A 14,436-nucleotide genomic window follows, 5' to 3' on the forward strand; every position below is an offset into this window, starting at 1 on the left:
TTTCATAATGTCCTTTTTTCGACGTCTGCCTCTTTGGTCCCTGGCTGCTGCCTTGATCGCCCTGATTGTGGCGGCGCCGGTGATTACGCTTCTGACTCACGCTTTAGGCGGTTCTACCGAGCACTGGTCGCACCTGTTCCAGTTTGTGTTGCCCCGGGCCATGAGCAATACTCTGCTGCTGCTTTTGGGCGTGGGGGTGGTCGTCAGTTGTCTGGGGGTGGGATCGGCCTGGCTGATTACCGCCTATGAGTTTCCAGGCAGACGGGTTTTGCAATGGGCCTTGCTCCTGCCGCTGGCGGTGCCTACTTATATTGTGGCTTTCGCTTATCTGGATCTCTTGCACCCCATTGGTCCAATTCAGTCGGCGATCCGGTATGTATTGGGCTATAGCAGCCCGCGAGAATTCCGGCTGCCTGATTTGCGCTCGCTGGGCGGCGCCATCTTTCTACTGGGTTCCGTTCTATACCCCTACGTTTACTTGAGTACCCGCGCCATGTTTGCCACGCAGTCTGCCAGTTTGCTGGAGGCGGCACGCATTATGGGCGAATCGGGGCGCAGCGTGTTTTTCCGGGTGGTCCTGCCGATGGCGCGCCCTGCTATTGCAGTGGGTGTCAGTTTGGCTTTGCTGGAAACCTTGAACGATATCGGAGCCTCTGAGTTTTTGGGGGTCCAGACCCTGACGGTCTCTATCTACACCACTTGGGTGACGCGCTCTGACTTGGCAGGAGCGGCGCAGATTGCAGTCTCCATGCTCTGTTTGGTGGCGGCGCTAATCAGTATCGAGCGCTATGGCCGTCGCCGTCAGTCTTACTCCAGCAACCAGCGCTCTGAACCAATACGTCCTAGCAAATTGCGGGGTTCGGCCGCCTGTATTGCCATTGCTTTAGGTGTGGCACCGGTTTTGGTCGGTTTCGTGGCGCCCTCTTTGTACTTGTTAAATGAAACCATCAAGCATTTAACGCAGACGGGCGGCTTGTCAGCACAGCTGATTAGCAGCGCCTGGAACACCTTGTACATCGCTGCTCTGGCAACCATGGCGACCTTGTGCTGCGGCCTGATCGTGGCCTGGGCTGCTCGTGCGGTTCGTTCGGGACGCAAGCCACGCGTGGCGCGCTTCATGGCCGGGGTCAGTAGCCTGGGCTATGCCATTCCAGGAACGGTGCTGGCCATTGGCTTGCTGACGCCTCTGGTGATGTTCGACTCTTTTTACAATCAAGTCTTGTCCTGGTTTGGCATTACATCCACGGGCTTGTTTTTGATGGGCTCCACTCTGGCCTTGGTGTTGGCATACACCTTACGGTTTTTGGCGATTTCCATTGGTGGCATAGAAGCGGGTCTGGCCCGTATCCCGGCTTCTCTGGAACAAGCTTCCCGCTTATTGGGTGAAACGCCTGCTGGAACCCTGAAGCGGGTGCATCTGCCTTTGCTTCGACCAGCGATGGGCGCAGCAGCCTTATTGATTTTTGTCGATGCTATGAAGGAGTTGCCGGCCACCTTGTTGCTGCGTCCGATGAACTTCGAGACTTTGGCAACCTGGCTGTATGCGGAAGCGGCTCGCGGAACCTATGAGGAAGGCGCGGTGGCTGCCTTGGCTATTGTCCTGGCCGGCCTGATCCCCGTTATTTTATTGGCACGTACTCAATTGATGGCCTCCGGCCCACGCGCATCATGAACGATTTTCTGGATTTGCAGGCTATCACCCTGTCCTACGAAACCTCTCATGGCTTTCGGCCAGTGGTCGATCAGCTCCAGCTGCAATTGCCGCAGGGGGAAATCGGCTGTTTGCTAGGTGCTTCGGGCTGTGGGAAAACGACGGTTCTGCGTGCAATCGCGGGCTTTGAGCCGCTGCGCGAGGGGCAGATCTTGCTAAATGGCCGCGTGCTGTCGACGGTGGCTCAACAAGTGCCACCTGAGCACCGGCAAGTGGGGATGATGTTTCAGGACTACGCCCTGTTCCCACATTTAACCGTTGAAAAGAATGTGGCCTTTGGGCTGCGGAAGTGGGACAAAAGCGAGCGGCAGGCTCGTGTGCTGGAAATGCTGGAATTGGTTGATCTGGCTCGTCTGGCGCAACGGTATCCGCATGAATTGTCCGGTGGCCAACAGCAACGGGTTGCCCTGGCGCGCGCCTTGGCCCCCAAGCCCTCTTTGATCTTGCTGGATGAGCCCTTTTCTAATCTGGACGTTGATACCCGCGAACGTTTGGCCTTTGAAGTGCGAGACATTCTAAAAAGCGCTGGTACGACTGCAATTTTGGTGACGCATAACCAAGCCGAAGCCTTTGCGATTGCGGATCGGATCGGGGTGATGCAGGCGGGCAAGATTATTCAGTGGGATACGCCGTATAGCTTGCACCATCATCCTGTGAATGATTTTGTGGCGGATTTCATTCGCCGTGAAGCCATCATGGCCCAGCGTGCGCAAGCTTTCTTGCGCGGTGAGCCGGCTGCATCCTAACGTTGGTGGCAACCCTGTAATGGGCTGCCACCTTGAGTAATCGACCTTGGCTTCAGTGGAATCAGGCGTGCAGAACCGAGCTTTTCACAATCATCCAGATGGCCATTGCAACCATCATCACATTTTCTGTCAGTGACACAAAGCCCAAGGGCACGGTGCTATCCCCACCTACGCAAGCGCATTTCAATTCACGCTTGTCGATATAGACGGCCTTGAACACTGAGACGGCACCGATACCGCCAATGATCAAGGCTACGGGCACCGACAACCACATCAGGGCGCCGGCCAGCATCAAGACGCCTGCCAAGGCCTCTCCAAAGGGATAGATGTAGGCGTAACGTACCCAGCGCTGCGCCAGCAAATCGTAGTTCAGAAACATGGTGGCAAAGCTATCCACGTCCTTGAGCTTTTGCAAGGCCAGCAAACACATGGAAATGGCAATAAACCATTCCACGGTTTGAATCAGCGCGATTTGACCAAAAGCGGCCCAGGATGTGGCTAAGGCCATTAAAGCGGCCATCGCGAACAAGGCGATCACCGGCGTGTAGCTGACAGCGTCCTTGTCTTTGACCGTACCACCAAAATACTCCACCAGCTCGTCATACCCCCCTATTCGTTCGCCATCAATAAAGGTTTGGGGTGTGGTGCTGACCTGATGCTTGGCTTTGAACGCGTCGATCTCCTCCCGGTTCTTGAGCCAGTGGTCCTGCGGTTCAAAGCCTTTACTCTTGAGCAGAGCAAGCGCCTTGAGCCCATAAGGGCAAGTGTGCTCCTCGGTCACCATGCGATAAAGCTCGGCACGTTTGGCGCTGTGTGTAGCCATATGCAACTCCTTGAACGTAGTGGATATGTCCCTTCCCTGGCGCGGTTCGTGGCGTCTTTGCACCACCTTATGCGATGTGGAGCAAGACGCAAGTAAGCAGGTGTATGTATTTAGTGGGTTTCGTGTTCTGCGCTTACAGGTCGGTGGCCTGAGCCAGAAGGTGGGATCAAAAAGAAACGCATCAACACCGGTAAAGCCAGAGCCAGTCCGGCGGTGAGCAGCAGGAAAGCACTCAAGCCTTCAGTAGAAATCTCTTGGCTGCCAAGCAGCAGTGAGGGAATGGCAAGAGCGATGAAACTGCCAATATGGTTGCCTGTGGTTTGCAAAGCCATGAAGCGCCCTCTTTGGACATTGTTTGGGTAGCTGGCGCTATACGCGCTGGCACAAACTAGCCTGGCATAGGTGCCCGCCATAAACAGAATCATGAAGCCTTGGGCGTAACCCCAGCCCAAAGCCAGCAATATCAAGGAGAGCACGAGCACGGCCGTCCCCACATCAGCGATGACCGCTTCCCCCCACTTTTTGATGCCCACGGCAGATAAGCGTGAAGCCAACAAAGCAGCGAAGCCGCCCAGAACAAACAGGCCGGGCATTTGAGCGAGTTGGGTGCCGTAGCGCAGTGTCAGCAGCGGAATCAATACAGGGATCAGTAACAAAGAGCCTGCTTGCGCAATGGCCGGCAGGCTAAGCCAGCGCCAGGCTCCTTTGCCCAAGCTGCTGTGCTCGGCTTTAACTGAGTGGGCCTGCTGCTTGGGCAGGCAGAAGAAGGCGATCAAGTAAGCCAGCAAACAAAGCCCGGCCAAGCACAGCATGGCGCTGCGCCATCCCGAGTGAACGGCAATAAACAAGGTGGCGGGCATACCCGCAATGCTGACCAAGGCAAAGGCACTAACCACGACGGCAATAGCCTCTGTGCGCTTTTTGGCATCCATGCCCGTCAGCAACAAAGTCATGGCGGCGCTCATCAAAAAGCCGCCCAACAGGCCGGCTCCCACGCGCAAGACCAAAAACAAGCCAAATTGAATACTGATGGCGGCCAAGGCAGTGAAAAGTGCTAATAACAGCAAGCTAATCAGCAACAGCGATTTGAGTGGTGCTTTATGCATCCAGCGGGCAGCCAAAACTCCGGACAGTGCAGCGGCCCCCATATACACAGAAGCGGCATAGCCTGCATAGGCTACAGGGACATCAAAGTCCACCGCCATCCAGACAAACAAAGGGGTCAAAGCCATGAATTCCAGCGCATGGACAAATTGGATGAAAGACACAGCCCGAGCGTGCACGCGGGGGCGATAAGTGGCTAAAGCAGACATAGACAGAGTCCAGTAAATTTCAAGCCTCTAGCGTAGTGTTTCGCGGTTTTGATATGTAGTCTTTATAATTTGAATTCTAGATTATCAAAACCGGGACAATGAGATGATTCCCCAACTGAATCTGAATGCCTTGCGAGTGTTTGTTCAAGTGGCTGAAAGCGGGAGCTTTACAGCAGCCGCACAGGCCCTGGGTTTGCCCACGTCCAACGTCAGCCGTTACGTAGCTCAATTGGAACGACATGTGGGCCAACGCTTGCTGGAGCGCAGTTCCCGCCAGCTGCGTCTGACCAGTGTGGGCCAAGGCTTATTTGATACGGTGCAGCCCTGGTGGGGAGCCTTGCTGCAGGCAGAACAGGATTTGCTGGACCAGCGCACGCGTCTTTCGGGGCGTTTGCGAATTTGCATCCCCTCAGAAATTGGTCCTTTTTTGCTGGCGGACACACTGGCGGATTTTGCGGCCCAGCATCCTGATCTGGAACTGCATTGCCAGACCAATCTGGAAGGCCCCAAGGTTTTAGCGCAGGACTTTGATCTGGCCTTGTTGATGTGCCGGGGGGACTTGCCAGATAGCAATCTGGTGGTTCAAGAGTTGCACTCTTTCGAATGTCAGGTGGTGGCGGCGCCCAAGTTGATCGAGCAATACGGGATGCCCAACAGTTTGGAAGCACTGGAGCAACTGCCCTGTATTACGACTGACACAGCGCTGGACGGCATGGCTTGGCAATTTGTGCTGCCGGATGGCCGTTTTCAGGTGCTGAATGTGCCCAGTCGCTTTCGCGTCAATAGTGGGCGTCTTGCTTGGTCAGGTGCGGTCAAAGGTTTGGGTTTTGCAATTTTGGCCAAGCAAGGTTGCCAGAAAGAGATCGACAAGGGGGACTTGCTTCCTGTTCCCCTGCCCTTGCCTCCCGCGCCCTTGCGGCTAGTCTTGGCCTATACCCACCGCCGGCATTTGGCTAATTCTGCCCGAGCGCTGATTGATTACTTGAAGGAGCAGCGCAGTCTGTGGCTGCCTCAGTAGTAACCACAGCGGGTTTCACCATGTCGATATGAGCGATTCCGTCTTCGTCATACACCTCGCTGGCAGGCTCAAAGCCCAAGGAGCCATAGAACTTCTGCAAATGGGCTTGAGCACCAATGCGGATGCCTTGTCCGGGAAAGGTTTTCTCTGTGAAGGCGATGGCTTCGCTCATCAAAGCATGGCCGATTTTCTTGCCCCTGAAGTCGGCAAGGGTAATGACCCGGCCAATCGAGGGTTCAGCAAACTTTAAACCCGGTTCCACTAGCCGGGCGTAGGCCGCCAGCTCTCCGTTCACGGATACGCTCAAATGCCAAGAGTTCACGTCCAAACCATCGGCATCCTGATAAGGACAGTTCTGTTCCACCACAAATATCGCTTCCCGCGCTGCAAGGATGCGGTAGAGCTCCAGTGTGCTGAGCTCTTCGAAGCGTTTCCAAGTAAAAATCAGATCCATCGTGTCTTCCATTACCAAGGCCTTGGGCCCTGTACCTTGAGCGGCAACTATTCGATCGTGATAAGTGCGCTGGGGCACAGCGATCTTTGCTGAGTCAGTACGGGCTTGTTTGAATAGAGCATCATTTTACCGATGCGCATAAAAAAAGAGCGGCCCGAAAGTCGCTCTTTTTGACCGTACTGGCAAAAGCCAGTGCCCTCTGTCTTACAGGCTGTAGTACATGTCGAACTCAACCGGATGCGGCACCATGCGCAGACGGGTGATTTCGGCTTGTTTCAGCTCGATGAAGGCATCCAGCATTTCATTGCTGAACACGCCGCCACGGGTCAGGAATTCGCGATCTTTGTCCAGGGACTCGATGGCTTGTTCCAACGACACACAAACGGTTGGGATTTTTGCATCCTCTTCAGGCGGCAGATCGTACAAGTTCTTGTCGGCTGCATCGCCGGGGTGGATCTTGTTCTGCACACCGTCCAGACCTGCCATCATCAAGGCCGAGAAAGCCAGGTATGGGTTGGCCATTGGATCGGGGAAGCGAGCTTCCACTCGGCGAGCTTTGGGGTTGCTGACGTACGGAATGCGGATCGAGGCCGAACGGTTACGGGCGGAGTACGCCAGTTTGACCGGGGCTTCAAAGTGCGGAACCAAACGCTTGTAGGAGTTGGTGGTGGGGTTCGTGATGGCGTTCAAGGCACGAGCGTGCTTGATGATGCCGCCAATGTAGAACAAGGCGAACTCGGACAGACCGGCGTATTCGTTACCGGCAAACAAGTTCTGGCCGTCTTTCCAGATGGACTGGTGCACGTGCATGCCAGAACCGTTATCACCGACGACCGGCTTAGGCATGAACGTAGCCGTTTTGCCATAAACGTGAGCCACGTTATGGATGGTGTACTTCATGATCTGGTTCCAGTCTGCGCGCTCGACCAGGGTCGAGAAACGAGTACCGATTTCCAGCTGGCCAGGAGCCGCAACTTCGTGGTGGTGGATTTCAACAGGAACACCCTGTTGTTCCAGCAACAAACACATTTCAGAGCGCAGGTCTGCAAACGAGTCAGTAGGTGAAACAGGAACGTAGCCGCCTTTAACGCCTGGGCGGTGACCCAGGTTATTGCCATTGAGTTCCAGACCACGCGACCAGGGGGCTTCGTCAGAGCGGATCTTCACGAAGCTGCCCGACATATCGTCGTTCCAGGTAATACCGTCGAACACGAAGAATTCAGGCTCTGGACCAAAGTACGCGGTATCGCCCAAACCACTGGAGCGCAGGTAGGCTTCAGCACGCTTGGCCAGCGAACGTGGGTCGCGGTCGTAACCTTTCAGATCGGAAGGCTCGACCACATCGCAGGTCAGAATCAGGGTGGGCTCTTCGCGGAACGGGTCCATACGGGCGGTTTTGGCGTCCGGGATGAGCAACATGTCCGAGGCTTCAATTCCTTTCCAGCCTGGCAAGGAAGAGCCGTCAAAGGCGACACCAGACTCAAAGCGATCCTCGTCCACCGCGTGTGCGGGGGTGGTCAAGTGGTGCTCACGGCCCAGGGTATCGGTAAAGCGGAAATCGACAAACGTGATTTCGCGTTCGGCGATGATCTTCAGAACATCTTCGGGGGAGGACATGGTTACTCCAGCGTCAATGACGTTAACAAAAAGTGATGAGGAGTGGCGCGGATCATTGTGTAACCCACTGCGGCAGGTCTTAATTACGCTTATCGATGCCAAACCTGAATTGATATAAACAGGTTCGAATCGGTAAATGTAGTTATGGCATAGGACTTACCAGAAATTAATTGTAGAGCAATTGTGCAGATGCACAATAAAAAATGTCTTAAATAAACAATTAAATGTCAGGAACCTTCATCCGGAAGGAATGCTTCCTGTAAATCATTTAGAAAGCGCCAGCCTAAATCCGTGGTCCGAATACGAACCGGATCGGACGCCAGCAAACCTTTCTCGATATTGAGTTTGATCTTGGCCAGGATCTGGGTCAGTGGCACGCCCGTGCGTTCCTGGAAATATTGGGAGGGCACGCCCTCTTTCAGACGCAAGACGTTCAGCATGAACTCAAAGGGCAAGTCTTTGGGTGTGACACGGGCATTGTGTGCATAGTGACTGCCGTCACGCTTGATGGCGGACTGCATCCACTGTGCTGGATTGCGGGTGGTGGCGGTACGGATAATGCGGTCGTGAAAGGACAGCTTGCCGTGAGCGCCTGGGCCTATGCCGATATAGTCGCCAAATTCCCAATAGTTCAGGTTGTGGCGGCTATGGCCTCCCCGCTTGGCGTAAGCGGAGATCTCGTATTGATTCCAGCCCCGGCTGGCGGTCAGCTCGATCAAACGATCCTGCATGGCGGCGCTGTCGTCGTCGTCCGGCAAAACAGGGGGATACTTGGCAAAGACCGTATTGGGTTCCAGCGTCAAATGATAGAGCGACAAGTGCTCGGGTTCATAAGACATGGCTTGCAGGATATCGTGCTCGGATTGGGCCGGTGTTTGGCCTGGCAAGGCATACATGACATCCAGGTTCACGCGGTCCACGGCTTTCATGGCCGCTTCAATGGCTAGACGCGCCTGCTGCCCGTCGTGGATACGGCCCAGTGCTTTCAAGGCCTCGTCGTTAAAACTTTGAATGCCCAGTGAAATGCGGGTAACGCCGCTTTGTGCGAAGTCCATGAAGCGCGAGGCTTCCGAAGCACCGGGATTCGCTTCCAGGGTAATTTCTGCATCAGGCAGCAAATTCAAATGGGAGCGCAGCAAGGCCAGCATGCGATCCAGGGCCTGAGCCGACAAGAGGCTAGGCGTTCCCCCACCGATAAAGACCGAAATCACCTGCCTGCCCCAAACCAGCGGCAAGGTTTGTTCCAGATCCGCTTGCAGCGCCTCCAGATACTCGTTTTCAGGCAATTCAGCGGGGGCTTCGTGTGAGTTGAAGTCACAGTAGGGGCATTTGCGCACACACCAGGGCACGTGCACGTAGATCGACAAAGGCGGCAGGCTGGGCAACAGGGTAGCGGGCCCGGAGCCAGGTCGGATACGGACTTCTGGAGAGAAAACAGTCATGTTTTTACTCGGCAGCCAGACGTGCCAACAGCGCTTGCATGGCCTGCGCCCGGTGGCTGTATGTGTTCTTCACCTCGGGTGACAGCTGGGCGGCGGTTTGCTTGAGTTCAGGCAGGTAAAAGTGAGGGTCGTAGCCAAAGCCGTGATCGCCTCGGGCCTGATCCTGTATCTGCCCTTCCCACACGCCTTCGATCACAATGGGCCGTGGGTCCTGGGCATGGCGTACATAGACCAGAACAGCCACATAACAGGCGCGTCGATCACTTTGACCTTGCAGCCGCTCTACCAATAAGGCGTTATTGGCTGCATCGGACTTTTCACCCCCCAGCTCGCGCGCGGCATAACGGGCCGAGTAGACGCCGGGAGCTTCATCCAAGGCACGGACACACAGACCCGAATCATCAGCCAGCGCGGGCAAGCCGCTTAACTGACTGGCATGACGGGCTTTGGCCAGCGCATTTTCGATGAACGTAGCAAAGGGTTCCTCGGCTTCAGGAATATTCAATTGGCCTTGGGGAACCATGGTGATACCGGCCTGGGCCAAGATGGCGGAAAACTCTTTGAGCTTGCCGGCATTGTTGGAGGCCAGGACCACACGCTTGGATTCAGTGTTCATAGTAGCTGCGGGCATTGAAGCGCCCGATCCGGTAAAAATGGCAGGACGCCGTGTCGGGCAGTTGGCACTGCGCGGGACGGCACGACGCCCCAATAGTGGTCTGTTCGGGGCGCCTGCGTGATGTGCCAGGGGTCTGAACAGACGAGCTCACAACAATCAGGCTTGCAAGGCTTGTTTTTGAGCCTGCATCAGCTCGCCAATGCCTTGCTCTGCCAGATCCAGCAAGCGATTCAAGGTGGGACGCGCAAAGGTCTGCCCTTCGGCAGTGCCCTGCACTTCTACCAGATTACCGCTGCCGGTCATGACGATATTCATGTCCACGCCGCAAGCGGAATCTTCCAGGTAGTCCAGATCCAGCACGGGGTGCGATTCGTACACGCCCACGGAGACGGCGGCCAGTTGATCCAGAATGGGAGAGGCTTGCAGCTTGCCCTGCTCCTGCAGGCTGCGTACGGCCAGGCTGGCTGCGACCCAAGCGCCGGTAATGCTGGCGCAGCGGGTACCGCCATCGGCCTGTAAAACGTCGCAGTCAATGTGGATGGTGCGCTCGCCCAGGGCTCTCAGGTCGAACACGGCGCGCAGGCTACGGCCAATCAAACGCTGGATTTCCTGAGTGCGGCCATTTTGCTTGCCACGGGCGGCTTCGCGGTCCGAACGGGTGTGGGTGGAACGGGGCAGCATGCCGTATTCAGCAGTGACCCAGCCTTGCTCTTTCCCTTTCAGAAAGGGAGGCACCTTCTCAAGTACGCTGGCGTTGCAAAGAACATGCGTTTCACCCAAGCGGATCAGTACCGAGCCTTCGGCGTGGCGGGTAAAGCCCGTCACCAGTTCGATAGGACGGCATTGTGCTGCAGATCGACCCGAGGGGCGTGCAATCGTAGCGGTTTCAGACAAGGCAAAACTCCACACAAAAATCAAAACATCTATTGTACGCCTTGCGGTACGGGCCGTAGCGCAACACCCATGTCCATCCATTTATCGGCTTGGCAGGTGAAAAGCAGGATTTGATGACGCTGGGCTGCGTCATGAATAATGCGCTTCATGGCAATGAGCCTGTCATTGTCGCTATGGACCAGAACGTCGTCCAGAATCAGCAAGGTAGGCCGACCAGCCTGCTTCAGTAAATCCGCGTATGCCAGGCGAGCGATCAAGCCAATTTGCTCGCGGGCACCAAAGCTCAAGCCGTCTATATCGTCCGCCAGACCCTGGCCACTGTCGCGCTGCAGCCAGCGTGGTGCCAGGAATTCATCCAGTTCCACCCGTGCCTTGCCCAGCAATAAGCGCAAATAGTGGTTGATGTGCTTTTGCAAAGGTTCGTGCAATTGCTGAGTCAAGGTATTGCGCTGTTCGCGCAGCACGGACAGCAGCAATCGCAAGGCTTGCACCCGGCGTTCGTAGCTGGCACAGCGTCGCTGGCAGTCTTGAAGGCGTATTGAGGTCTGGTCAATTTGTTCTTCCAGCCCTTGCGCACCGTGGGTTTCCAGACGGGTTTGCACAAGCTGGGCGGCCAGCCGGGCCTCGTTATAGCTTTGTTCTTGCTGCTGGGCACTGCGCTCCAGTCGTTGCAAGTCTTGCTCCAGAACTGAAACGGGCAAGGAGGCGAGCTCTGTTTCCAGCGCGGCTTGATCGGCCAAGCGCTGCTCACGTTGCTGGCGCAGTTGTCCCCACTGCTGTTCGCGCTCTTGCTGAGCCTGTTGACGCTGAGGGTCAGCCCATTGTTGTTCCAGGCTCTGAGCCTCGGTTTGCGCCTGTTCCAGGCGCGCCTGAGTACGGGCGACGGCTTCGCGGGCGTCGTGCCAATCACTTTCCAAGGCTCGATACTGTTGTTCAGCTAGCACAGCGGCCTGAGCGATCCGCTCCACTTCGTGGGCCGCAATGGCCTCACCCATGGGACGCTGTGGTGCAATACGCTGCTGATTGGCTTGCAGCAAACCTTGCAGATGGGCTTTGCCTTGCGGTGCGAGTGCTTTCATGGAAGCACGAAGCAAGCGATCTTGCTGCTCTTGCTCTCGGTACTGCTCGCGGCGGCGTTCCAGCTCGTCCAGGTTTTGAGCGCCTAGACGAGCGAGCGCTTGTGCATAATCTTGCTGGGTTTGCAGCAGTTGTTGCTGTACTTTGCCCAGATCACGACCACCCGGGATGATGCGTAGGAGCCCCACGCCGGGCAGCTCAATTCGGGTGCTATCGCTCAGGTGCAGGCGGCGTTGCCCCTGCACAGTCTCACCCTCGACAAGCAGGCTGGCCCCGTCTTGCAGATCAATCTGCAATTCGGTGGATATGGTCTCTAACTGATGCTGCAGGCGCTGAATCAGCTGGTTTTGTTGGCGCAGTTGTTCCAGGCTTTCGTCGCTGATTTTCAGTTGCACCAAAGCCGCCCCACATTGCGCCAGCTGGGTTTCCAGCTTGCCCAGCTCTTGCAGTTGGGCCTGTACCTGCTGCAATTGCTGCTGAGTACTGTCAAACGCAGCCTGTTCTTGAAACCAATGCTGCCAGGCGCGAGCGCGTTCCTGCTCCTGCTGGCGGGTCTCCTTCGCGCTGCGGGCTTGATCCAGGCGTTGGTTCAGGCTGCTCAGCCTGCTTTGCTCCTGCTCCAGCGTGGCACTGAGAGTTTTAACTTGCTCAGCCCGTAGACTGCGCTGGTTGGCCCATTCTTGGTCTCGTTCACCGGCCTGCTGATACAGCTTTTCACGCTCTTTGAGCATGTCCAGCGCTTGCTGCAGCTCTTTAGCGCGCTCTTGAAGTTGACGGGCCTGAACAAGCTGAACTTGAACCTGTTTGGCTTGCTGGCGCAATTGCTCCCAAGGACGGGTGGACTCAGCGTGGGCAATTTGCTGGCGAGCCTGTGCCAGTTCATCCACCCATTGCTGATACTGCTGCAAGGCTGTCTGTTGGCTTTGCAGCTGCTCTTCCAGCTCTTTCGCTTCTTTTTGCGCTGATAGCCAGACGCCACGCGGCTGACCTTGCGCTTGAGTCACGTATTGATCCAGCTGCTGCTGGGCCTGTTCAATCAGATAATCGCCGTCCGCACTGGTTAGATCGGCGATCTCGCTGCCCAAGGCCTGCTGCAAAGTTCCGCTGGCGTGCTCCACTGAGCTGCGCAGGTCCTGGCCCTGCCCTTGCTCAATCCACAGCAAGCCCGGTACGCCCCAGTTACGGGCCTGACTGCTACCTTTGGCGGCGTATTCAAAGCCCATCTGCTGCGCTAAGTACTGCTCGGCCTCGTCATTGTCCAGATGCTGGTTCCCGATAGTCAGGTCACAGCGCTTGCGCTTCAAAAAGCGCTTATTCAAGCGCATGGCCTGACCATTCAAGTTGAAATCCAGCTCGATTTCGGGTGCGGCGGATGAGTCGCCCCAAGGCAGGATTTTCGCCAGACTGCTGGTGCTGTAGCGCTCAAAAAATACGGTGCGCAGAGCTTGAGCCAAAGTACTTTTACCGGCCTCATTGGGCGCGCTGATGATATTAAGGCCCGATTCCAGGCCATCCAGCAGTACAGGCTGGCGAAAACGCTTGAATTGCTCCACGCGCAAAGACTTAATGTGCATGACCACCTTCCTTATCGCGCAGCATGCCGGCCAGAATCAGCAAGGCATCTTGCGCGGCTTGCTGCTGACTGCCCTGCCGCAAGTCCTGCAATTGTTTCAAGGCCGCCTGCAAGTAGCCATCGGCCTGTAAGGCGTCCAGATCCTGCTCGGTAGGTGCCAGGCGCAAGTCATCACGCTGGCAATCCCAGGCGCGGCAACGGGCTTGGGCCTGTCCCAAAATGTGCTCTAAACGCTCAAAACCGCTCAGGCTTAGTTGGCCTGACAGTTTCAGCTCAAGAACGCTTTGCTCAGCCAAGGCCTGTAACTGGCGCTCTAGCAGGTCCAGATCGGTATCGTCATTTAACTGTTGTTCAATACTGCGCCAGGGGTGCTGGGCAACCGGCAATGCTTGGACCACCGGCGTAGCGCCAGGTTCGCTGATTTCTACCAGCAAAGCCTGCCCCGATTCGTTGTCCCGAAAGCGATCTGGCTCCGGCGTCCCGCTGTAGTAACAGCGCTCGTTGATTTTGACGGTGCCGTGCCAGTCGCCCAAGGCCAGATAGTCCAGGCGGGCACGCTGTACGCGGTTCTGCTCAATCAGGTTATGGCTGTCCAAATGTTCCAGCACGCCGCTAACACTGCCGTGGGCCAGCCCAATACGCCAGTAGCCCTGGGGGCTGTCGGCCTGATCGAACCAGTCACTCAGGTCTCGATAGGTCTGCCGCTGAGTCAGGGGTGCAGGCAAGACAGCCAGCTTTAAGGCATCCAGTAGAAAAACCTCGGGCGTATCCAGCACATGCGCATAGTCCGGGATGCAGTTCAAACGCCGGGCGCGTGTCCACACGCTTTCGCTCAAAGCCGCGTCGTGGTTACCGGGCAGCAGGAGCCAAGGGCCGGTAAAGCCGGCCATGGCATTGAAGCTGCGACGCAAACTGCGATCGCTCAAGGTTTGCGAGTCAAAAACGTCCCCTGCCACCACGATCAGATCAGCTTGGTGTTCTGTTGCCAGAGCGGCCAGTTTCTCAATGGACTTGAAGCGTGCTTCGGCCAGTGCAGCCGCATCCTCCAGCTCGAAGCGCGAGTACTGGCGCCCTATTTGCCAATCGGCGGTATGCAAGATTCTTAGCATGGCCTGCCTGCCCTTAAAAAAAACGGCCTATACAGGCCTTGAA

Annotated in this window: 13 protein-coding genes; 4 read left to right on the top strand and 9 right to left on the bottom strand. The window is 56.3% G+C overall.

From position 1 onward, the window contains the following. Positions 1-7: 7 nt before the first annotated feature. Complete coding sequence (locus tag AC1RSM_RS04860; protein WP_492930008.1) at positions 8-1,672, top strand: ABC transporter permease; 1,665 nt, start codon at positions 8-10, stop codon at positions 1,670-1,672. Beyond that, positions 1,669-2,457, top strand: a complete 789-nt coding sequence (locus AC1RSM_RS04865) for an ABC transporter ATP-binding protein (RefSeq protein WP_492930010.1) — start codon at positions 1,669-1,671, stop codon at positions 2,455-2,457. Before AC1RSM_RS04860 ends, AC1RSM_RS04865 begins: the two co-directional genes overlap by 4 nt. Before the next feature lie 61 nt (positions 2,458-2,518). Here the strand turns inward: AC1RSM_RS04865 and AC1RSM_RS04870 are convergent, their stop codons facing one another. Both AC1RSM_RS04870 and AC1RSM_RS04875 read right to left on the bottom strand, forming a co-directional pair. Continuing rightward, positions 2,519-3,280, bottom strand: a complete 762-nt coding sequence (locus AC1RSM_RS04870; protein WP_492930012.1) for a MauE/DoxX family redox-associated membrane protein — start codon at positions 3,278-3,280, stop codon at positions 2,519-2,521. A 110-nt stretch (positions 3,281-3,390) separates the two neighbouring features. Further along, positions 3,391-4,593, bottom strand: coding sequence for an MFS transporter (locus AC1RSM_RS04875; protein WP_492930014.1), 1,203 nt, complete (start codon positions 4,591-4,593; stop codon positions 3,391-3,393). A gap of 103 nt (positions 4,594-4,696) precedes the next feature. On the opposite strand from AC1RSM_RS04875, the gene AC1RSM_RS04880 reads away from it, so the two are divergent. Further along, a complete protein-coding gene (locus AC1RSM_RS04880) occupies positions 4,697-5,611 on the top strand; it encodes a LysR family transcriptional regulator (protein WP_492930015.1) in 915 nt (304 codons plus the stop codon). Here the strand turns inward: AC1RSM_RS04880 and AC1RSM_RS04885 are convergent. From AC1RSM_RS04885 to rdgB, 4 genes are all read right to left on the bottom strand, one after another. Continuing rightward, entirely contained in the window at positions 5,547-6,143 is a 597-nt protein-coding gene (locus AC1RSM_RS04885) for a GNAT family N-acetyltransferase (RefSeq protein ID WP_492930017.1), read from the bottom strand. The genes AC1RSM_RS04880 and AC1RSM_RS04885 overlap by 65 nt on opposite strands. A 126-nt stretch (positions 6,144-6,269) precedes the next feature. Further along, the gene (gene glnA / locus AC1RSM_RS04890; RefSeq protein ID WP_153230163.1) at positions 6,270-7,682 is read right to left on the bottom strand and encodes a type I glutamate--ammonia ligase; all 1,413 of its coding nucleotides are present in this window, start codon (positions 7,680-7,682) and stop codon (positions 6,270-6,272) included. A 227-nt stretch (positions 7,683-7,909) separates the two neighbouring features. Further along, positions 7,910-9,124, bottom strand: coding sequence for a radical SAM family heme chaperone HemW (gene hemW, locus AC1RSM_RS04895; protein WP_492930020.1), 1,215 nt, complete (start codon positions 9,122-9,124; stop codon positions 7,910-7,912). Positions 9,125-9,128: 4 nt separating this feature from the next. After that, positions 9,129-9,740, bottom strand: coding sequence for an RdgB/HAM1 family non-canonical purine NTP pyrophosphatase (gene rdgB / locus AC1RSM_RS04900; RefSeq protein ID WP_492930022.1), 612 nt, complete (start codon positions 9,738-9,740; stop codon positions 9,129-9,131). Between rdgB and AC1RSM_RS04905 the strand changes: the two genes are divergently transcribed. Then, the gene (locus AC1RSM_RS04905) at positions 9,733-9,861 is read left to right on the top strand and encodes a hypothetical protein (protein ID WP_492930024.1); all 129 of its coding nucleotides are present in this window, start codon (positions 9,733-9,735) and stop codon (positions 9,859-9,861) included. The two genes, rdgB and AC1RSM_RS04905, sit on opposite strands and share 8 nt — an antisense overlap. Before the next feature lie 35 nt (positions 9,862-9,896). On the opposite strand, the gene rph is transcribed toward AC1RSM_RS04905, so the two are convergent. Genes rph through AC1RSM_RS04920 form a run of 3 tightly spaced genes read right to left on the bottom strand, consistent with a single transcriptional unit; the run spans position 9,897 to position 14,393 of the window. Continuing rightward, positions 9,897-10,634, bottom strand: coding sequence for a ribonuclease PH (gene rph / locus AC1RSM_RS04910; RefSeq protein ID WP_492930026.1), 738 nt, complete (start codon positions 10,632-10,634; stop codon positions 9,897-9,899). Between the two features lie 29 nt (positions 10,635-10,663). Continuing rightward, a complete protein-coding gene (locus AC1RSM_RS04915; protein ID WP_492930028.1) occupies positions 10,664-13,285 on the bottom strand; it encodes an AAA family ATPase in 2,622 nt (873 codons plus the stop codon). Continuing rightward, the gene (locus tag AC1RSM_RS04920; protein WP_492930030.1) at positions 13,275-14,393 is read right to left on the bottom strand and encodes a metallophosphoesterase family protein; all 1,119 of its coding nucleotides are present in this window, start codon (positions 14,391-14,393) and stop codon (positions 13,275-13,277) included. Before AC1RSM_RS04920 ends, AC1RSM_RS04915 begins: the two co-directional genes overlap by 11 nt. Positions 14,394-14,436: the final 43 nt, after the last annotated feature.

The organism is Alcaligenes sp. GW821-FHT11D07 (genome assembly GCF_058808495.1).